At 48.7% G+C, this 20,856-nt stretch carries 19 protein-coding genes and 1 riboswitch; of the genes, 11 read left to right on the top strand and 8 right to left on the bottom strand.

The window, feature by feature from the left end; all coding sequences use genetic code 11:
* Position 1: 1 nt before the first annotated feature.
* The 8 genes from hisA to Q7Q81_RS06625 form a co-directional block, all read right to left on the bottom strand.
* Positions 2 to 736 (bottom strand): 1-(5-phosphoribosyl)-5-[(5-phosphoribosylamino)methylideneamino]imidazole-4-carboxamide isomerase, encoded by a 735-nt coding sequence (gene hisA, locus Q7Q81_RS06660; RefSeq protein ID WP_304274667.1) that lies wholly within the window; start codon positions 734 to 736, stop codon positions 2 to 4.
* A 10-nt stretch (positions 737 to 746) separates the two neighbouring features.
* Entirely contained in the window at positions 747 to 1,352 is a 606-nt protein-coding gene (gene hisH, locus Q7Q81_RS06655) for an imidazole glycerol phosphate synthase subunit HisH (RefSeq protein WP_304093659.1), read from the bottom strand.
* A gap of 60 nt (positions 1,353 to 1,412) precedes the next feature.
* Entirely contained in the window at positions 1,413 to 1,997 is a 585-nt protein-coding gene (hisB, locus tag Q7Q81_RS06650) for an imidazoleglycerol-phosphate dehydratase HisB (RefSeq protein ID WP_304274664.1), read from the bottom strand.
* Complete coding sequence (locus tag Q7Q81_RS06645; RefSeq protein ID WP_304274661.1) at positions 1,994 to 3,190, bottom strand: pyridoxal phosphate-dependent aminotransferase; 1,197 nt, start codon at positions 3,188 to 3,190, stop codon at positions 1,994 to 1,996. The genes hisB and Q7Q81_RS06645 overlap by 4 nt, the downstream gene beginning before the upstream one ends.
* A gap of 11 nt (positions 3,191 to 3,201) precedes the next feature.
* Positions 3,202 to 4,545 (bottom strand): histidinol dehydrogenase, encoded by a 1,344-nt coding sequence (gene hisD, locus Q7Q81_RS06640; RefSeq protein ID WP_304274658.1) that lies wholly within the window; start codon positions 4,543 to 4,545, stop codon positions 3,202 to 3,204.
* A 1-nt stretch (position 4,546) separates the two neighbouring features.
* The gene (gene hisG / locus Q7Q81_RS06635) at positions 4,547 to 5,197 is read right to left on the bottom strand and encodes an ATP phosphoribosyltransferase (protein ID WP_304274655.1); all 651 of its coding nucleotides are present in this window, start codon (positions 5,195 to 5,197) and stop codon (positions 4,547 to 4,549) included.
* A 61-nt stretch (positions 5,198 to 5,258) separates the two neighbouring features.
* The gene (hisZ, locus tag Q7Q81_RS06630; RefSeq protein WP_304274651.1) at positions 5,259 to 6,428 is read right to left on the bottom strand and encodes an ATP phosphoribosyltransferase regulatory subunit; all 1,170 of its coding nucleotides are present in this window, start codon (positions 6,426 to 6,428) and stop codon (positions 5,259 to 5,261) included.
* Positions 6,421 to 6,726, bottom strand: a complete 306-nt coding sequence (locus Q7Q81_RS06625; RefSeq protein WP_021719150.1) for a YerC/YecD family TrpR-related protein — start codon at positions 6,724 to 6,726, stop codon at positions 6,421 to 6,423. The genes hisZ and Q7Q81_RS06625 overlap by 8 nt, the downstream gene beginning before the upstream one ends.
* 309 nt (positions 6,727 to 7,035) lie before the next feature.
* Positions 7,036 to 7,135: riboswitch (SAM riboswitch) on the top strand.
* A gap of 190 nt (positions 7,136 to 7,325) precedes the next feature.
* On the opposite strand from Q7Q81_RS06625, the gene Q7Q81_RS06620 reads away from it, so the two are divergent.
* The 11 genes from Q7Q81_RS06620 (at position 7,326) to Q7Q81_RS06570 (ending at position 20,843) form a co-directional block, all read left to right on the top strand.
* Positions 7,326 to 8,363, top strand: a complete 1,038-nt coding sequence (locus tag Q7Q81_RS06620; protein ID WP_304075337.1) for a methionine ABC transporter ATP-binding protein — start codon at positions 7,326 to 7,328, stop codon at positions 8,361 to 8,363.
* A complete protein-coding gene (locus tag Q7Q81_RS06615) occupies positions 8,353 to 9,012 on the top strand; it encodes a methionine ABC transporter permease (RefSeq protein WP_009146391.1) in 660 nt (219 codons plus the stop codon). Before Q7Q81_RS06620 ends, Q7Q81_RS06615 begins: the two co-directional genes overlap by 11 nt.
* Before the next feature lie 114 nt (positions 9,013 to 9,126).
* Entirely contained in the window at positions 9,127 to 9,957 is an 831-nt protein-coding gene (locus Q7Q81_RS06610; protein WP_293813334.1) for a MetQ/NlpA family ABC transporter substrate-binding protein, read from the top strand.
* A gap of 163 nt (positions 9,958 to 10,120) precedes the next feature.
* Complete coding sequence (locus tag Q7Q81_RS06605) at positions 10,121 to 10,897, top strand: amino acid ABC transporter substrate-binding protein (RefSeq protein WP_304274648.1); 777 nt, start codon at positions 10,121 to 10,123, stop codon at positions 10,895 to 10,897.
* Between the two features lie 70 nt (positions 10,898 to 10,967).
* Complete coding sequence (locus tag Q7Q81_RS06600) at positions 10,968 to 11,612, top strand: amino acid ABC transporter permease (RefSeq protein WP_009146388.1); 645 nt, start codon at positions 10,968 to 10,970, stop codon at positions 11,610 to 11,612.
* 14 nt (positions 11,613 to 11,626) lie between these two features.
* Positions 11,627 to 12,388: an amino acid ABC transporter ATP-binding protein gene (locus Q7Q81_RS06595; protein ID WP_304274645.1), complete on the top strand. Its 762-nt coding sequence runs from the start codon at positions 11,627 to 11,629 to the stop codon at positions 12,386 to 12,388.
* Positions 12,389 to 12,511: 123 nt separating this feature from the next.
* A complete protein-coding gene (locus Q7Q81_RS06590; protein ID WP_021719156.1) occupies positions 12,512 to 12,751 on the top strand; it encodes a thioredoxin family protein in 240 nt (79 codons plus the stop codon).
* 221 nt (positions 12,752 to 12,972) lie between these two features.
* Complete coding sequence (locus Q7Q81_RS06585) at positions 12,973 to 14,580, top strand: Na/Pi cotransporter family protein (protein WP_293807399.1); 1,608 nt, start codon at positions 12,973 to 12,975, stop codon at positions 14,578 to 14,580.
* Positions 14,581 to 15,242: 662 nt separating this feature from the next.
* Positions 15,243 to 18,182 (top strand): acyl-CoA dehydratase activase-related protein, encoded by a 2,940-nt coding sequence (locus Q7Q81_RS06580; protein ID WP_304274641.1) that lies wholly within the window; start codon positions 15,243 to 15,245, stop codon positions 18,180 to 18,182.
* A 13-nt stretch (positions 18,183 to 18,195) separates the two neighbouring features.
* Positions 18,196 to 19,440, top strand: a complete 1,245-nt coding sequence (locus Q7Q81_RS06575) for a 2-hydroxyacyl-CoA dehydratase (protein ID WP_021719159.1) — start codon at positions 18,196 to 18,198, stop codon at positions 19,438 to 19,440.
* A 212-nt stretch (positions 19,441 to 19,652) separates the two neighbouring features.
* On the top strand, positions 19,653 to 20,843 hold the full coding sequence (locus Q7Q81_RS06570) for an MFS transporter (protein ID WP_304274638.1): 1,191 nt from the start codon (positions 19,653 to 19,655) through the stop codon (positions 20,841 to 20,843).
* The last annotated feature ends 13 nt before the right edge of the window (positions 20,844 to 20,856 follow it).

Raw genomic sequence — 20,856 nt, 5'->3', positions numbered from 1 at the left:
CTTATTCCTCCTTTGCCGCAGCAATTTTTAAAGCGTCCGGCAGATTAACGGCACCGGTATAAATTGCCTTACCGATAATACAGCCAGCTACGCCATCCTTTTCGTATTTTTTTACATTGCGGATATCATCGAGCGAAGCTACACCGCCGCTGGCAATAATCGGTACGCCGCAGGTACGCGCCAGCGCCGCTGTCGCTTCGGCGTTTACACCGCTGAGCATGCCGTCACGGCTGATATCGGTAAAGATAATCGTTGCCACGCCGTAGTCTGCCATGCGCTTGGCCAGCTCGGTTGCGGCAACGCCGCTGCCCTCGCCCCAGCCTTCGATAGCTACATCGCCGTTCTTCGCATCAATACCGACAGCGATATGTCCGGGATATTTGGCGCAGGCCTCTTTGACAAGCTCAGGATTCTTTACGGCAGCGCTACCCAAAATCAGGCGCTCCACACCCAGCTCCAAAAGCTTTTCTACTGCCTGCAGATTGCGGATACCGCCGCCAAGCTCGACAGGAATTTTTACAGTTTTAAGAATGCGTTCAATCACAGGCAGGTTTTTACCCTCGCCGGCAAGCGCACCGTCAAGATCAACAAGATGCAGCCATTCTGCACCGCAGGCCGCCCACTTGACAGCCATCTCCGCCGGGTCATCGGAAAAAACAGTTTCCGCATCAAAGCGTCCCTCCGTCAGACGCACGCAGCGTCCGCCGCGGATATCTATTGCAGGATATATAATCATAATTTTCCCCTCATAATTCAACAAAATTTTTCAGCAGGCGCATGCCGACTCTGCTCGACTTTTCCGGATGGAACTGGAAGGCCTGTACCTTACCGCGTCCTACGGAAGCAGTAACCTCCATGCCATAGTCACAGACCGAGGTAATAATGCTTCTGTCCTCCGGCTCCGCATGAAAGCTGTGCACAAAGTAAACGTATTCACCCTCCGCACCCTCTAAGAGCGGGGACGGACTACGCAACTCCAGCTTATTCCAGCCCATATGCGGAATCTTCAGCTCGGTATGCAGCAAGCGCACCTGACCTTTGAAAAAGCCCAGGCCCTTAACTCCCGGCGCTTCGTCACTGCCCTCAAATAAAAGCTGCATGCCCAGGCAGATGCCGAGAAAAGGCTTGCCGCTGTGCAGGCTGTCCATAATCACGGGAATCAGGCCTGACTTTTCCAGGTTTGCCATGCAATCGCCAAAGGCTCCCACACCCGGAAGCAGAATCTTTTCAGCCTGCGCAATCACAGCAGCATCGCTTGTCACCACAGGCTCCGCGCCGATAGAACGCAGCGCATTCTGTACGCTGTAAAGATTGCCCATGCCATAATCTATAATCGTTATTTTTTTACTCATATATTTTCCCTCATGCTAACTCAAAACACGTGTGATGCAGCCGGTACTTTATAACACGCATTAAAGTATCCCCTTGCTGCTCATAACACCATGCACACGGCTGTCAAAGGCTACTGCCTCTGCCAACGCTCTGGCAAAGCCCTTGAAAATCGCTTCGATGATATGATGCGTATTCTTGCCGTAAAGCACGCGGATGTGCAGCGTGAGGCCTGCTTGCATTGCCAAAGCACGGAAGAATTCCTCCGTCATTTCGGCATCGTAAATGCCAAGCTGTACCTTAGGAATATCCGCATCAAAAACAAGATACGGACGGCCGCTGAAATCAAGGCACACCTGCACCAGCGCCTCATCCATCGGCAAAAAGCAGTTGCCGTAACGGTGAATGCCTGCCTTATCGCCCACAGCCTCCTTCAGTGTCTGACCAAGTACAATACCGCAGTCCTCCACCGTATGATGGCTGTCAACATCCAAATCACCAACAGCATGCACCACCAGATCACTGAAGCTGTGCTTTGCCAAAAGCGTCAGCATATGGTCAAAAAAGCCGATGCCTGTATTAATTTCGCAGCTGCCGCTGCCATCAAGACACCATTCGGCGCTGATGCCTGTTTCCAGTGTTTTTCTTTCTACATTACCGCTTCTCATGCTTTTACCTCCGCACACAGCTCGGTGATTTTAGCAATAATCTGCTTGTTTTCTTCAGGTAAGCCGATGGTGATACGCAGGCAGCCCTGCAGCACCGGATGCGTGCTGAAATCACGCACCAGAATACTGTTGGCCAGCAGATACTTAAATATCAGCTTACCTCCGGCAGCCTGCTCCGACAATTTTTCGCTAAATTTCGCCGCATAAGCCTTGGCAAGCTGCTGCATCAGTTCTCCCTCCGCACGGAAGGTAACAAAATTAGTTGCCGTCGGCCATACCTTAAAGCCTAAGGCTTTCAGGCAGTCCGCAAATTTATCGCGTTCCTCACGGATTGTTTTGATGCGCTCCTTATACAATTCCTTGTTTTCGTAAACAGTTTTGGCTGCCATCAGCGTAAAGGCATTTACGTGATAAGGCAACAGCGCCTTGCCCAGCTGACGCACCAGCCCCAGCGCACCCACTGCATAACCGCAACGCAGACCTGCCAGCCCATAGGCCTTGGAAAAGGTGCGGAAAACCATCAGATTGCTGTAGCGTCCGACCAAGCTCAAAGTAGAGCCTGCTACCAGCCACAGCTTGTGCATCGGACGCAAATCATTCGGTGCCAGCTCCTTGCCATCGGCAAATTCCATATAGGCCTCGTCCATGATAACAGGGCAATCTACATTAGCGAGAATTTTTTCCATAGCTGCCAGGCTGTTATAGTTGCCTGTCGGGTTGTTCGGATTGCAGACAATCAACAGCGAAGGCTGCTGCTCCTTACAAAAGCTGATAACGCTGTCAGCATCAACAAAGCCTTCCGCAGTCAGTGGATAGCGTACCTCCGCGCTGTCGGAAAGGGAAGCGTACTCGCCGTACATGGAAAACGACGGCCAGGGTACGGCAATCTTTTTACCGGGTCCGCCAAAAACATAGCAGGCCTTTTCCAGCAGCTCGCTGGAGCCGTTGCCGATTTTTACACAGTCAATATCCACATCCAGCTCTTTGGCAATCACTTCGCACAGATTTTCCGATTTAATCGGCGGATAACGGTTAAAAGGAAAGCGCGCGGTGCGTTGGGTAATTTTTTCCGCAATCTCCTGCGGCAGCGGGTAATTGCTTTCGTTGGCGTTAACAATAATATCCGCCGCCACGCTTTCTACGGCATATTCCTCCATCGCCTCAATACTTTGGCGAACAGTAAAGCTACTCATCTTCTGCCTCCTTATTTACCCACACGTTTACGAATAGCGTTGGCATGAGCCTGCAGGCCCTCTGCTTCAGCCAAGGTAATAATATCGTCAGCAGCAGCCATCAATGCCGGAGCAGTGTAGGCAATGATGCTTGTTTTCTTCATAAAGGTTTCTACGTTCAGTACGGAATAGAACTTCGCCGTACCGCCTGTCGGCAGAACGTGGTTCGGTCCTGCATAGTAATCGCCCAGCGGTTCCGGTGAATAAGCACCTAGGAACATCGCACCGGCATTACGGATATACGGCATAATTTCAAACGGTGCCTTAGTCATGATTTCCAGGTGCTCAGGTGCAGAAAGGTTAGCCATTTCGATAACGGTAGGCATATCCTTGGCAAGGATAATCTTGCCTGCCTGCTGCAGTGAGGTACCGGCGATTTCCTTACGCGGCAGCTGTGCCAGCTGTACTTCGATTTCCTCGCCCACAGCATTAGCTACACGCTCGCTGTCGGTAATCAGGATAGCGCAGGCCAGCGGATCATGCTCTGCCTGGCTCAGAAGGTCTGCTGCCAGATAGGTCGGGTTAGCGCTGTCATCTGCTACAATCAGGATTTCGCTCGGGCCGGCAAGCATATCAATATCAACGTGACCAATGACGGCTTTTTTAGCCAAAGTTACGAAGATATTGCCGGGGCCGGTAATTTTTTCTACCTTCGGTACGGTTGCGGTGCCAAAGGCCAGCGCAGCAATCGCCTGTGCGCCGCCCATTTTATAAATTTCGGTAACGCCGATTAATTTTGCCGTTACCAGTACGTTCGGATTAACCTTGCCGTCCTTTCCGGGCGGTACGGCCATCACAATGCGGGGAACGCCTGCTACCTTTGCCGGGCAGGCATTCATCATTACAGACGAAGGATAAGCAGCAGTGCCGCCGGGAACATAAATACCGACGGAATCAACCGGGGTAACCTTTTGGCCCAGCAGTGAACCGTAAGGACGGTTCGTAAGCCAGGTTTTCGGCATCTGCTCCTCATGGAACTTCATAACATTGGCGATGGCACGCTCCAAAGCAGCCTTCACTTCCGGTTTGACAATAACTTCCGCTTCCGCAAATTCTTCCTCGGTTACACGGATATTTTCCGGTGTCAGCTCTACGCGGTCAATCAGCTTAGTATAGTAAAAAAGGCTTTCATCACCGTTTTTGCGCACATCAGCAACAATCTGGTCAACAACCTGTGCTGCCGTCATGTGTCTGCCGAACATAGTATCCGTGCCTGCCTGAATACGCGGAGATAATTCCACCTCGTCAAAAGCCTTCTTCTTCATTAAAGCAGCAATCTCTGCTGCGCTCATCCTTCTTGCGTCTGTAACCTGCATTTTATTTATCCTCCTCATTTAAAACAATACGTAAATCCTCAATCAGCTTGTGCAAGCGCGCAAATTTCAGCTTGAAGCTGGCGCGGTTGGCAATCAGTCTGGCAGTAGCGGTAAAAATAGAATCAACCTCCGCAAGTTTATTTTCTTTCAGTGTGCGCCCTGTTTCTACTATATCTACAATCATTTCGCTCAGGCCCACGATAGGTCCAAGCTCAATCGAGCCGTTGAGCTTCACAATTTCTGTCTGAATGCCCAGTTTATTGAAATAAGCCTTGGCGCAGTTAGGATACTTAGTTGCTACCCGCAGGTGAGCGTAATCCGTCAGCTTGGCGCGTCGCTTGGCCTCAGGCACCGCCATCATCAGGCGGCAGCGGCCAAAGCCCAAATCCAAAAGCTCCACCACGTCCTTATCCTGCTCCAGCAGCACATCCTTGCCGATGATGCCGATATCTGCCGCACCGTATTCAACATACGTCGGCACATCAACAGTCTTGGCAATAATGAAGCGCACCTTGGTTTCCTCATTGCTGATTACCAGCTTGCGCGAATCCTCGGTAACGTTTTCGGCGCTGTAGCCTACCTTAGCCAGCAGGCGTACAGACTTATCGAACAGCTTGCCCTTCGGCAATGCTATAGTAATGTATTCGTCCATAAAAATACCCCTCTATATTTTCTAGCCATAAGCTTAATGCGTCTAATTTTTTCCTTTAAGCTTATTCTACATATACTAACGATTTACAGCCATATTCCTTTACGGCAAGCGCTGCTCCCTGCAGGTCCGCAGCCTCGGTCAGCAGCTTAACGCTGCGGCCTTCACGGCGCAATGCTGTCGCTTTGGCAATCGCCTCCGGCAGCTTGCCTTCGCTCCAAGCTACCAGTACATCCCAGGTGCGGTTATTGGTAATAACGCCGTTGCGTTCCAAAGCCAGCAGTACGCGGTCCACGCCGACGGCAAAGCCTGTTGCCGGGCATTCCAGCCCGAAGCGCTGCATCATCTTATCGTAGCGTCCGCCGCCTGCCACCGGATAACCCATTTCCGGCAGGTAGACTTCAAAAAGCATGCCCGTGTAATAGTCAAGCGAACGATATAAGCCAAGATCAAAGCTCAAATAGCCTGCGGCGCCGTAAGCATCCACCAGCTTGTAGATTTTGCGCAAATCATTCAGAGCGCCTTGGCACTTAGCGTTAGTTACTATTGCAGCAACTTTGTCCAAAAGCTCTATGCCACCCTGCAGGAAGAGGAAATCGGCAAAAAGCTGCTTGATTTCCGGACGGATATTTTCCATCGCATCTGCCATCTGCTGCATACCCACAGCATCATGACGGCGCAGGCAATCCTTCAGCTGCTGCAGCTGAGCAGCATCAAAGCCTGCTTCCTCCGCCAGCCCGTTGATAAAATCAACGTGGCCCAGGCTGATAGCAAACTTCTGCAAGCCTGCAGCCTGCAATGCTTCGGCTGCCAGCACGATAACCTCGGCATCGGCAGCAGCGCCGCTGGCACCCAGCATTTCTACACCGGCCTGCTCAAATTCGCATTGCCGTCCTGCCTGAATTTCTTCATAACGGTAAAGATTTGCCAGATAGCAAAGACGTTTGATCTTTTCGCCGCCCTGCAGGCGCGTCGCTGTCAGGCGGGCAATCGGTGCCGTCATATCATTGCGCAGCACCAGCAGATTATTGCTGCGGTCAAAAAAACGGAAGTCCCCTTTGGCACCGGCAGCGCCGAAGGTATCAACATATTCAAAATCGGGTGTTTTTACCTCATCATAGCCCCATTTGTCAAAAACATTGATAATCGCATTTTCAATTCCGCGGCGTGTCTTCATCTCTCCAGGCAGAATATCCTTGGTTCCGTAGGGAACCTGATATACCTTATTAGTCATCTTCTTTCTTCCCCTCTTTTATAACTTGCATAACAGAATTATAACCATCCGCGCCGTAAACAAGACAACGCTTAACACGTGAAATGGTTGCGGTGCTGGCACCGGTTTTCTCTACGATAGTTTCGTAAATACAGCCCTCATCCAGCATGCGCGCTACCTCTAATCGCTGTGCCATTGCCTTAAGCTCGCTGATAGTACAGATATCCTCAAAAAATTTATAGCATTGCTCCTCATCCTTTAAGCTGAGAATAGCTTTGAATAACTGGTCTGTTAAATGATCATGAATATTTGCTGCCATTTTTTAGTTTCCTCCTGTGCGTTACGTGCATATAACGATAGTACTTTAACTCACTAACTCGTAAAAATACTTTAATACTTTATCTTGTGAAAGTCAAGAAAAATTTACAAAAAATCTTTTTTCCGCAGGTTTTGTAAAAAATTTCGCATTTCCCTTTACAATTACCTAGTATTTTGATATAATTTGAGCAATTCCTGAAATCCATTGGACGCAGCTTTACAGCTTTACAGTTTTTTAGTAAATTTTACGCAAAACTGTTGACAATATCCTAAAATAGATGTATGATTATTTCATTCAAACTTAACAGAGATTTCATCAAGAGTAGCTGAGGGACTGGCCCGATGAAGCTACGGCAACCACACATCAGTGAACGGTGCCAATTCCAACGGATAATTCCGGCAGATGAAGATTACAGATGCAAAGTATCCTTCGCCGTGCCGGTGAAGGATTTTTTTACGTCGGCCGTCGATTCCGACAGCTGACGTACACCGGAGAATGCGACTCTCAAGCAGCATCCGCTGACTTCTATTGGAAAATAATCTCTCACACTAAAATAAGGACTGCTGAAACTTGCGGTCACATTAGAAAGGAACACAAGAATGATAGAACTAGTTAATGTAGAAAAAACCTACTACAGCAAAGCTGGCGACATCCATGCTCTGCACAAAACAAGCCTGAGCATCAAGGCTGGCGAAATTTTCGGTATCATCGGTCTTTCCGGTGCCGGCAAATCCACATTGGTGCGCTGCATCAACATGCTGGAAAAACCGACTGCAGGCCAGGTATTCGTTGACGGCCAGGAGCTGACCGCCATGAGCGAAGCACAGCTGCGTAAAGCACGTCAAAGCATCGGCATGATTTTCCAGCACTTCAACCTGCTGGCAAGCCGTACTGTTTATGATAACATCGCTTTTCCGCTGGAAATCCAAGGTCTGAGCAAGAGCGAAATCGACAAGCGCGTACGTCCTCTGCTGGAGCTGGTACAGTTGGAAAGCCGTGCCAACTACTATCCCAGCCAGTTGTCCGGCGGCCAGAAACAGCGTGTAGGCATTGCCCGCGCCCTGGCAAGCAATCCTAAGGTACTTCTGTGCGACGAAGCAACTAGCGCCCTCGACCCGCAGACTACCAAATCTATTCTGCATCTGCTGCAGGACATCAACAAAAAGATGAATCTGACCATCGTGCTAATTACACACCAGATGGAGGTTGTAAAAACTATCTGTGACCGCGTTGCTGTTATCGAAAGCGGCGACATCATTGAAGAAGGCCCGATGATTGACGTTTTCACCAATCCGCAGCACCCCACTACCAAGGAATTTACCAAGAGCGTTATCAACGCCGAGCTGCCTGATATCGTTAAACAGATGAAATTAAGCGATACCTATACAGAAGGCAGCAAGCTGCTGGTACGTATCTCCTTCATCGGTGACAGTGCCAGCGAGCCTATTATTTCCGGCATGGTAAAACATTTTGATGTTGACGTAAGCATTATTTCCGGTAACACCGACCAGCTGAAGGATGTCCTCTTCGGCACCCTGCTGATTGAGATTTCCGGCGACCGCGAGCGCATTAAAAATGCATTGGAATATCTGCATCAACAGCATCTGAAAACGGAGGTAATTGGCTATGAGTCCTGATATGATTGACCTTTTAATAAAATCCTTTTGGGAAACCTGCTACATGGTTTTCGCTTCTACCGCACTTTCCACTTTAATCGGCATTCCGCTGGGCGTAATCCTTACCGTAACCCGCAAGGACCACATTCTGCCGAACCAACCGCTTAACACTATTCTGGGCGCGATTGTCAACGCAACACGTTCCACTCCTTTCATTATATTAATGGTAGCAATTATTCCGCTGACACGTATGATTGTCGGCTCTTCCATCGGTACTACCGCAGCAATCGTGCCGCTGACTATTTCCGCAGCACCGTTCATTGCACGTATCATTGAATCTTCTCTGCTGGAAATCAACCCCGGCATTATCGAAGCAGCACAGGCTATGGGTGCAAGCCCGATGCAGATTATCACTAAGGTACTGCTTCCCGAAGCAATGCATTCTATCGTACTTGGTGTAACGCTTGCCATCATCAGCTTAATCGGCTATTCCGCAATGGCCGGCACCTTAGGCGGCGGCGGTCTTGGTGACTTGGCAATTCGCTACGGCTACCAGCGCTTCCAGATGGACGTTATGATTGCCACCGTTGTCGTGCTCATTGTCATGGTACAGGCAATGCAGTCCTTAGGCGACTACGCATCCAAAAAGCTTAACAAAAACAAACTGTAATCTACAGGCCGAATGAGGGTTTACAACGATGAAGCGAGTTTCATCGACGTAATAAAGAAAAAAAGCCGCTGCTGTCTGACAGCAGACCACCATTATTTTAGGGAGGAACAACTTATGAAGAAGATTACCAAACTTTTACTCACCGCTGCGCTCTGCGCACTGACCATCATCGCCGCAGGCTGCGGTGGTGACAACAAGGCAGCCGACAAAAAGGCTGACCCGAACGCACCTGTTAAAATCGGCGTAACCGCAGGTCCGCACGCTGAAATCATGGACAACGTTAAAAAGCTGGCTGAAAAACAAGGCCTGAAAATCGAAGTTGTCGAATTCTCCGACTATGTAACCCCGAACGTATCCCTGGCACAGGGCGAGCTGTTTGCCAACTCCATGCAGCATGCTCCGTATCTGGCAGCAACTCTGAAAAAAGAGCCTAAATTCGAGCTGGTTGAAGCTTTCAAAACCGTAAACTTCCCGATGGCTATCTATTCCACCAAATACAAAAAGGTTGAGGATATCCCGGCAGGTGCAACCATCGGCATTCCTAACGATCCGTCCAACGGTGCTCGCGCACTTCTGGTTCTGGCTGACAAAGGCTTCATCGAAGTTAAGGATAAAAACGATGTTTCCACCTCTGTAGCAAGCATCACCAAAAATCCGAAAAACTATAAAATCCAAGAGTTGGACGCCGCTTCTATTCCTAAAGCAATGGGCGACCTTGATATTGCCGTAATCAATGCCAACTATGCACTGGTTGCCAAGTTGAATCCGTCTAAGGACAGTCTGCTGGTTGAACGCGCCGATAACCCGTTTGTTAACATCTTCGTAACCACCAAGGCTAACGAAAAGGATCCGCGTATGGAACAGCTGAAGAAGATTTACACCTCCGCTGAAAACAAAAAATTCATCGAGGATCACTTCAAAGGTTCCATTACTCCGGCATTCTGATTTATCAAAGCATAGCACAAAAGCTCCCGCAGACTTCTGTGGGAGCTTTTCTTACACTAATAGAATTTCTAAAAAATTTTCGCGTTTAGTACTTTACAAATTTAGCATACTAAAGTATAATGGGTACATAGTTAAATGCTAATTAACAAATGAGGTGTGAAAAATGAAAAAAATAGTTGCTTTAGTAATGGGCCTGATGATGATGCTCATGATGGTTGCCGGCTGCGGCAGCGACGGCCCGAAAAAAATGGTAATCGGTCTGGACGATAACTTCGCTCCTATGGGTTACCGCAATGAAAAGAACGAAATCGTCGGCATGGATATCGACCTTGCACGAGAAGCCTGCAAGCGTGCCGGCATGGAAGTAGAATTTAAACCAATCGACTGGGGTGCAAAGGAAGCAGAGCTCAAATCCAAACGCATTGATGCTATCTGGAACTGCTTCACCGTTAACCCGGAGCGTGAAAAGGTATATGGCATGTCCAAGCCTTACATCAACAACTCCCAGCTGGTTGTTGTTCCTAAGGATTCTCCGATTAAAACCCTCGAAGATTTAAAAGGTAAAGTCGTAGCAGTGCAGGATGACAGCACAGGCTCCTACCTGCTCGAGCAGCCTGCACACAAAGAGCTGGCAGCTTCCATGAAGGAAGTTCGCAAATATCCCGACTTCGCAGCTATTTACATGGAAATAGACAACAAACGTGTTGATGCTGCTATCGTAGATGCAGTTCTTGCTCGCGGCTATTATGACAAAAAGAAACCCGGTGCCTACAGAATTCTTGAGCAGACCATGGGCGATGAGGTTGTAGCAATTGCCTTCCGTAAGGACGACAAAGACTTCAAAGACCGCATCGACAAAGCTATGGATGAAATGAAAAAAGACGGTACCTGCAAAAAGATTTCCGAAAAATGGATGGGCGCAGATATCACAAAATATTAATTTGTTATCACTTGAGGGCTGTCGCATTTAGCGGCAGCCCATATTATAATTATATGGAGAGAAATAATTTATGGATTACGTTTTAAATATCATCCCTCAGATGATGGATGGCTGCCTGGTATCATTTCAAGTTTTTATTATCACCATCGTACTGAGCATTCCGTTGGGCATTCTGCTCAGCCTCGGCCGTGTTTCCGGCATTAAACCCCTGCAGGCCCTCATCGGCGGCTACGTTTGGATTCTGCGCGGCTCCCCGCTGATGCTGCAGATTTTCTTCGTTTACTTCGTACTGCCGTCCGTCGGCATCCGCCTGCCGGACTTTGAATCGGCCATCGTAGCCTTTGTCTTAAACTACGCTGCCTACTTCTGCGAAATCTTCCGTGCCGGCATTCAGGCAATTCCTGCAGGCCAATATGAAGCAGCGCACACTCTGGGCATGAACTACGTGCAGACCATGCGCCGCATTATCCTGCCGCAGGTTATCCGCATCATCCTGCCGCCTATCAGCAACGAAACTATTACTCTGGTAAAGGATACCTCCTTGGTATACGTTCTGGCGATGAACGATCTGATGCGTACCGCACGTAATCTGGTACAGCGCGACTTTTCTATTACCCCCTTCATCGTTGCAGCTGTCTTCTACCTGCTGGCAACTCTGATTTTAACCCTTGTTTTTGAACGTCTGGAAAAACGCTTCTCCAGATATGACCAATAGGAGGAGTAACCACTATGACTACTAAAATCAAAGCAACCAATATCTGGAAAAAATTCAATAACCTCGAAGTACTAAAGGGCATTGACCTTGAAGTAAATGAGGGCGAAGTTGTTGCCGTTATCGGCCCTTCCGGCGGCGGCAAAAGCACCCTGCTGCGCTGCCTCAACAAGCTGGAAACAATCGATAAAGGCAGCATCACCATCGACGGCGAGGAGCTGTGCCGTGAAACCTCCAGTGGCACGGAATACGTCAAGAACAACGATGTCCGCCGCATTGCCTGCAAAATGGGCATGGTATTCCAGCAGTTCAACCTTTTCCCGCATATGACTGTTCTGGAAAATCTGATTGAAGCGCCTGTCAACGTACAAAAGCGCGATAAAGCAGAAGTTATCAAGGAAGCAGAGGTTCTGCTGGCAAAGGTCGGCCTTTCCGAAAAGCGTGATGTTTATCCGCGCAAGCTCAGCGGCGGCCAGCAGCAGCGTGTAGCTATCGCCCGTGCTTTAGCCATGAAGCCCGCCATTATGCTTTTTGACGAGCCTACCTCTTCTCTGGACCCGGAGCTGACCGGTGAGGTTTTGCGCACTATGCGCGAGCTGGCAGACGAAAAAATGACCATGGTAGTCGTAACGCACGAAATGGGCTTTGCCCGTGAGGTTGCCACCAAGGTTGTTTTCATGGCTGACGGCCATGTGCAGGAGCAGGGCCGTCCGGAGGAAATTTTCGTTAACCCCAAAAACGAACGTCTGAAATCCTTCTTAAAAGTAATTTTAAAGTAATCAGACAAAGGTTTCTAAATTAATTCACAGATTACACCTACCTTTGTCATATATGTTTGTTACAATAATACTCGAGGATGAAAGGAACCTATTGAACAAGGCAAGCAAAGAAAGGTGATTTCAATGCACGTTAAAATTCTTGGCCCCATGACTAAGCAGGCAGAGCTGCTGCTGCAGAATACTGCTATTGCGTTAAAGAAGCTCAAGGTTAAGGCTGAGTTTGAAAAAGTTTCCGAATTCCAAAAGGTAGTGGCCTATGGAGTGATGGTCTTCCCCGCTTTAGTCATCGACGAAAAATTAGTTGCTGTCGGCAGCACGCTTTCGGTAGATGAAGCCATGACTCTTATAAAGCAACTCTCCTAAACATATCTTTTCATCATACACCTCTCCTTAAAATACACCGCACCGTGCGAAATGTGCGGTGTATTTTTTTGCTTTGAAAACATTTTGATTAATGTTAAATTTATGTAAAGTTCCTTACGCACTTTTAACATCATAAAATTTCGAGTATAATAAGTATAGGTATATGCTGTTTTTACAGCAATCATGGATGCATACAAATTAAAAAAGGGGACTTATTTTTTATGCTTGCTTATTTCTTGGCATTTTTAGGCGGTATCGCCTTATTTATGTATGGTATGCAGCTGATGGGTGACGGTCTGCAAAAGGCTGCCGGCGCTAAGCTGCAAAAGATTCTTGAAGCCATGACAGGCGTGCTCGCTATGGGCATTCTGTTGGGCGCAGTTGTTACTGCAGTGCTGCAGGCCAGCGGTGCTACCACCGTTATGACCGTAGGCCTGGTAAATGCGGGCCTGCTTACGCTGAAGCAGGGCTTCGGTATTATCATGGGTGCCAACATCGGTACCACTATGACGGCACAGCTCATCGCCTTCAAGCTTTCCGATTATATCACGATTTTAATCTTCATCGGCTTTTTGATGCAGCTGCTGGCGAGAAAAAGCCGCACAAAATATCTTGGCCAGGTAATGCTAGGCTTCGGTATTCTGATGCTGGGCATGGATATGATGGGCAAGGCGGTTATGCCTCTGCGTAACTATCCCGGCTTTGTGCATTTCATCGAGGTTTTCTCCAGCAATCCGTTGCTTGGCATCGGTATCGGTATGATTATGACTGTGCTGATTCAGTCCAGCAGTGCTACCATCGGTATTCTTATCGCCATGGCCGGTCAGGGACTTATTCCGCTGGAGGGTGCGATTCCTGTACTGCTCGGCGACAATATCGGTACCTGTATTACTGCCGTACTCGCTTCACTGCGTGCTAACCTTACGGCCAAGCGTGTAGCTGCAGCTCACGTAATGTTCAACGTCATCGGCAGTATAATTTTTGTAGTCTTTATGCCGTTCTTCATTAAATTCGTGCTGCTTGTATCGCCTGACGGCGACATAGCGCGTCAGATTGCGAATGCGCACTCGGCGTTCAACATTTTGAACACGCTGCTCTTTATGCCCTTTGTTAACCCTTTCATCAAGCTGGTAGAAAAGATTGTGCCCGGCAAGGCAGAAATCATCTCCATGCGCCCTGTTTATCTTGACAAAAACATGCTGAACACTCCCTCTATCGCTATCAGCCTTGCTGTCAAAGAGGTTGTACGTATGGGCGAGCTGGCACGCAAGGACGTGCGTCTTGGCATGGAGGCTATTCAAAGCTTTGATGCCGACAAAGTAAAATACGTTTTGGAGCACGAGCCTGTTGTCGATGCGTTGGAGCGAGATATTACCGACTATCTGACGCAGATGAGCTCCTCTGAAATGAGCGAAAGCCTGACGACACGCCACACCGGTCTTTTGCACGCCTGCACGGATATCGAACGTATCGGTGACCATGGTGAAACATTGGCTAAACGCGCACGCAAGCTTGTTGAGGATGACGTGGTTTTCTCTGACGAGGCTAAGGCCGAGCTGCTGCAGCTCAGCGAAATGGTACTGCGTGCCTCAGGACGTTCATTGGAAGCACTGGAGAAAAATGATAAGGTTATTGCGGAGGACGCTGTGCGTCTGTGCCGTGAGGTTAAGCAATACCAGAAGGAAATCCGTAAGAATCATATCACGCGCCTTAACGAACATATCTGCAATCCTACTGCAGGCTTTGTTATGATGGAGCTGCTGATTAACATGAAGCGTGTATCCGATCATTCCAAAAACATTGCCCAGCTGGTGCAGGGAACATTCTAAAGCTTATAAAGCAACAGCAAGCATACAGACTACTGCTCAACATAGTCTGTATGCTTTTCTTTTGCATAAAAGCATTGCTAAGCTAACAGAGTACGTACATAATTAATCCGCACTTTCTCATATGCGCTTATGAATTTACTCAAGTATACTTTAGTAAATCGTACTTGAGTAAATTTACTCGAAATACTGCAACCCTTGCTTGCCTAAAACAGCAGTACAATCACCATAGTCTTATCCTTACATACCTATTTTGCTGTACTTATAAAATCACAGCTTTTTCACAAAATCTTTGCTATAATTTAAGTAAGCAAGGACTGCGTTTCCGACTGCTACAGTCTTAGCGCAGTCCTTTTTGGTTACGCGTAGAGCCTCAAACGGCTTTACGGTTTTTTATTATACCTATTGCGACAGAGATTTTTATAATATATAAGTTTATAAAATATATCATATATATTGAGTACAACATTACTCCGCTGCAAAACGATAAAACGCTGCAGCGTTTCACACTTTTTTTACTTTAATTATTGATGACACCTTTTACTAATTACAGGTAAAGTATTACAATATAAGATGAGTATTTATCAGCTTAGATTCAGATTATAAAAAAAGAATATGAACATGCTTCGGATATCGCCCTGAGCTTCATATTCCAGGAGGTTACTATGCAGATAGGATTGGATATTGGCAGTACCACAATTAAAATCGCCGTAATGGACGATGCAGGCAATCTGCTATTCCATAAATACGAAAGACATTACAGCCAGATTGCAGAGAAAATTCTGGCCCTACATAAAGAATTGATGACTAAATTCCCTACACTGCATAGCGCACGTCTGGCCATCAGCGGCAGCGGTGGTATCGGTATAGCGGACAGCTGCGGCCTGCAATTCGTGCAGGAGGTTTTTGCGGAAAAAATCTGCGCCGAAAAGCTCAATCCAGGAACCGACGCCGTTATCGAATTAGGTGGCGAGGATGCCAAAATCCTCTTCTTAGGCCGCCATTTTGACGCACGTATGAACGACAGCTGCGCCGGAGGCACCGGTGCCTTTATCGACCAGATGGCTTCCCTGCTGAATGTAGAAACACCCCAAATGAACGAGCTGGCACAGCAGGCACAGAACACCTACACCATCGCCAGCCGCTGCGGTGTTTTCGCCAAAAGCGATATCCAGCCGCTGCTCAACCAGGGTGCGGAAAAAAGCGACTTGGCAGCCAGCATCTTCCACGCTGTAGCAAGCCAGGCTATCACAGGTCTTGCCAAAGGCCGTCCCATCAGCGGCAATGTGTTGTATCTTGGCGGTCCGCTCACCTTTATGAGCTGTCTGCGCGATGCCTTTGACAGTGTTCTGAATATCAAAGGCGTCTGCCCGGAAAACAGCCTGCTTTATGTAGCAATGGGTGCAGCCTTCTGTGCCGAGCACGAGGTGAACCTTACCACGCTGCCAGAAAAGCTGCAGGCAGCAGCAGCGCAGCACAGCTTTGAACATCTGCCGCCGCTGTTTAAAAACGAAGGCGAATATACGGTTTTTAAGAAGCGTCACTCTAAGGAAAGTGTCGCTATCGGTACCCCTGCGGAGGCCAGCGAAGCCTTTATCGGTATTGATTCCGGCAGCACGACCATTAAAATCGCTGTTATGAGTCCAGACGGCAAATTGCTTGACTCCTTCTACCAAAGCAATAAGGGTAATCCTGTTGTTGCCGTCCGCAATTATCTTACCGATTTCTATACAAAATATCCCCACTGCCGCCTGTTGGCAGGTGCAGTCACCGGTTACGGCGAGGAGCTGATTCGCCACGGCTTTGGTGTTGACTATGGTATCGTAGAAACCATGGCACACTTTTATGCTGCCCAATATCTGGAGCCGGAGGTAGATTTCATTCTTGATATCGGCGGTCAGGATATGAAGTGCCTAAAAATCCATAACGGTGCCATCGATAATATCTTTCTGAACGAAGCCTGCTCCAGCGGCTGCGGCAGCTTTTTGCAGACCTTTGCCGAAATTCTGGGCTACACAGCCGAGCAGTTCGCACAAATCGGTCTTAAAGCAGATATGCCGGTAGATTTAGGCAGCCGTTGCACCGTATTTATGAACAGCAGCGTTAAGCAGGCACAGAAGGACGGTGCCTCCGTTGCCAACATCAGCGCCGGCCTGTCCATCAGTATTGTTAAAAACGCTTTATATAAGGTTATCCGTCCGGCCAGCAAGGAGGCCATCGGCAAGCACATCGTAGTTCAGGGAGGCACCTTCCTCAATGACTGCGTACTGCGCGCCTTTGAGCAGGAAATGGATTTGAACGTTATCCGCCCCAATATTGCCGGCCTTATGGGAGCATACGGCGCCGCTCTGTACGCACAACGCCGCTACAAGGATGCACCGCATCAGACTACGCTGCTCAACCTGCAGCAGCTGGGTGAATTCGTTCACACCGTCAAGGGTATGACCTGCGGCCTGTGCAATAATCATTGCCACCTCACCGTCAACACCTTTGCCGGCGGCAAACGCTTTATCAGCGGCAACCGCTGTGAACGCCCCATCACCCACATGGCACCCAAGGATGAGCTGAACCTGTACCGTCAGAAGCTGCAGCTGCTCAAGGAATTGCCGGTTAATGAAACGCCTAAACGCGGCATTATGGGTATACCTATGGGCCTGAATATGTATGAGCTGCTCCCCTTCTGGAATGCCTTACTCTCCAGCCTGGGCTTCAAGGTTGTCCACAGTCCGATTGAAGACAAAACTATTTACCGTCTTGGTCAGGGAACCATCCCCAGCGACACCGTCTGCTATCCGGCGAAGCTGATGCACGGCCATATCAAATGGCTCCTGCAGCAGGGAATCACCAATATCTTCTATCCCTGCATGACCTACAATATAGATGAGCAGGGCACGGAAAACTGCTATAACTGCCCTGTTGTAGCCTATTATCCCGAAGTGCTGCACGCCAATATCCGTGATCTGAATAAGCCCGAGATACATTTCTTCTATGATTATCTTGGCCTGCTGCATAAAAAGAAGCTGGTCAAAAAGCTGCAGGAAATGTTTGCCAAGGCTTATCCGGATATCACTAAGGATGAAATCAGCAAGGCTGTTGATGCTGCCTTCACTGCCTTTTATGACTATGAAGCGCAAGTAAAAGCTAAAGGGCAGGAAATCATCAGCAAGGCACGCGAAGAGCATAAGCCTATCGTTGTACTGGCAGGCCGTCCCTATCACATCGACCCTAAGGTCAACCACAGTATCGACCGCCTGATTACCAACATGGGCGCTGCCCTCGTCAGTGAGGATGCCGTAAGCAGTCATATTAAGACCAAGGAACTCAACCGCGATTTGCAGGTGCTCAACCAGTGGACCTACCACGGCCGCCTGTATGCGGCAGCCGAATATGTTGCCCAAAATCCTGATATGCATCTGATTCAACTTGTAAGCTTCGGCTGCGGCTGCGATGCGATTACGGCCGATGAATGCCGCCGCCTCCTCGAAGAACGCGGACGCATCTATACACAAATAAAAATAGACGATATCGACAACCTTGGTGCTGCCAAAATCCGCATCCGCAGTCTGTTCTCCGCAGCCCAGCTTTTCGATATAGATAATAATTAAAGGAGATTTGCATATGCTACCAGCAGCTAACGTTAAGTTTACCCCCTTCACGGAGGATATGAAAAAAACGCATACTATACTTATACCCGGCATGCTGCCTATGCATTTTTCACTGCTGCAGGCAGCACTCGTAAGCTGTGGCTACAAAGCCGAGGTTCTGCACAACACCGGGCGCGAGGTAATCGAAACCGGTCTGAAATACGTCAATAATGATATCTGCTATCCGGCACTGCTGGTTATCGGCCAGCTGATAAACGCTCTGGAAAGCGGCAAATATGATTTGGAGCACACCGCGCTGATTATCACTCAAACAGGCGGCGGCTGCCGTGCCTCCAACTATATCTATCTGCTGCGCAAGGCTTTGGAAAAAGCCGGCCTTACGCACATCCCTGTCATCAGCCTCAACGTCAACGGTCTGGAGCAGCAGCCCGGCTTCCATCTGGACGCATCCATGGTGCATAAGTTCTTGGCTGCCGTTGTTTACGGCGATACCCTGATGTACCTGACGAATAAAACACGTCCCTACGAAGTTGTACACGGCGCTGCCGACAGACTGGCGCAAAAATGGCTGGCACGCTTAAGCGAAGCCTTCAAGAGTGGCAAGGCGCAGGCTTTAGGTACCATCAAGCAGCTTACTAAGGCTATTGCGCACGAATTTGCGGATTTGCCTATCACCAACAAGGAGAAAACTAAGGTCGGTATTGTCGGTGAAATCTACATCAAATATGCCGCTTTAGGCAACAACAATCTGGAAGCCTTCCTGCAGCGTCAGAACTGCGAATATATGCTGCCCGGTCTGATGAATTTCATCATGTACTGTGTTGATACTTATCTTACAGACTATAAGCTTTACGGCGGCAGTCTGCTCAAATACAGCGTCAACAAGGGCGCTATGTGGTATTTAAAATATATGGAAGGCATCCTGCACCAGGCTCTCAGTATCGCTCCCTTCAGCGCCCCCGCCACCTATGAGGAAACCAAGGCTATGGCCAAGGGCGTTATCGGCTACGGCAACAATATGGGCGAAGGCTGGCTGCTGACTGCCGAAATGCTGGAGCTGGTGCACAGCGGCTACACCAATATCATCTGCGCTCAGCCCTTCGGTTGCCTGCCTAACCACATCGCAGGCCGAGGCATGATTAACAAAATCAAGGAGATTGCCGAAGAGGCCAATATTCTGGCACTGGACTACGATGCCAGCGCTGCCCGCGTCAATCAGGAAAACCGCATTAAGCTGATGCTGGCGACAGCAAAGTAAAAGAAGCATAAAAGATTTCCAAGGCGTTCTACCGTACTTAAGTAGAACGCCTTTACTGTTTTTGCCCCTTAACGACAGCCCTTTTCAAAAAAAAAACTCCGCAACATCCCCCACGCCAATAATTTACAATCTTTTTGCTTGTAGCACACAAATATGCTGTGCTATAATATACACCGCAATTTTATAGAATGAAAGTCAGGTGCTTTATATATATGGAAAACAAAATAACTACCCGCGAATGGCTGCCGTTAATCGGCATGACCATTTCCGCCTTTATTTTTAACACTTCGGAATTTATGCCCATAGGCCTTTTAACGGATATCGCCTCAGATTTCCGCATGACGGAAGCGCAGGCAGGCATGCTGATTACCATTTATGCCTACGTCGTAATGCTCATGAGCCTGCCGCTGATGATTGCCGCTTCCCGCTATCCGCTGCGCAAGCTTTTGCTGGCAACCATCAGCCTGTTCGCCGTATCGCATGTAGCCTCTGCCTTTGCCACCGGCTTTTGGACGCTGCTGCTTTCGCGTATCGGCGTAGCCTTCGCCCACTCCATTTTCTGGTCAGTCGCCTCGCCTATCGCCGTGCGTCTTGTCAAAGATCCCTTTAAAGCACTGGCTATGAGTATGATTGTCACCGGTACGGCCATCGCCATCATCGTCGGCCTGCCATTAGGACGTATCATCGGCCTTTACGTAGGCTGGCGCATGGCCTTTATGTGCATCGCCGTTTTGGCCTTCATCGTATTGGCCTATATGTTCTTCGTCTTCCCCAAGCTAGAAAAAAGCGAACCGTTTACGCTTTCGCAGTTGCCGGTAATGCTGAAAAATCCTGTGCTCATCGGCCTCTATATGATGTCCTTTTTGCTCCCCACCGGCTATTATACCGCCTACAGCTATATCGAGCCTTACCTGAAGCAGATTGCGCTGATGGATGATGCCTGGATAACCATCACCTTGGTTATTTTCGGTGCTGCCGGACTTTTGGGCAGCGCAGCCTTTTCCAAATGGTACGATAAATGCCGCTATCACTTCTTCCGCATCACCGTACTTGGCGTTGCAGTTGTTTTGCTGCTGCTCTACCCCGTAAGCTTCAATCATTATCTGCTGGTGCTGCTCTGTGCAATCTGGGGCATCTTCGTTACGGCTTTCAACGTTGTAGGCCAGGCAGAGCTTTTGCGCACAACTACTATGAGCACCTCCGCTGTAGCTATGTCTATTTACTCCGGCATTTATAATCTTGGTATCGGCAGCGGCAGCTATCTGGGCGGACTTATCTGCACGCATGCTTCCATCGCTTATATAGGCTTCGGTGGCGGCGCGCTTGTGCTGCTTTCCTTTATTTACTGTGCCTTTTTCCTTATTCCCGCTATGCGTCGCCAGCAAGTAGAGGCTGAAAAATAAATTTAACCGCCGA

The sequence above is a fragment of the Phascolarctobacterium succinatutens genome (genome assembly GCF_958453765.1).
Classification (GTDB): Bacteria; Bacillota; Negativicutes; order Acidaminococcales; family Acidaminococcaceae; genus Phascolarctobacterium_A; species Phascolarctobacterium_A succinatutens_B.
The sequence above is the reverse complement of the archived record's forward strand: the minus strand, read 5'-3'. Positions and strand labels throughout refer to the sequence as shown.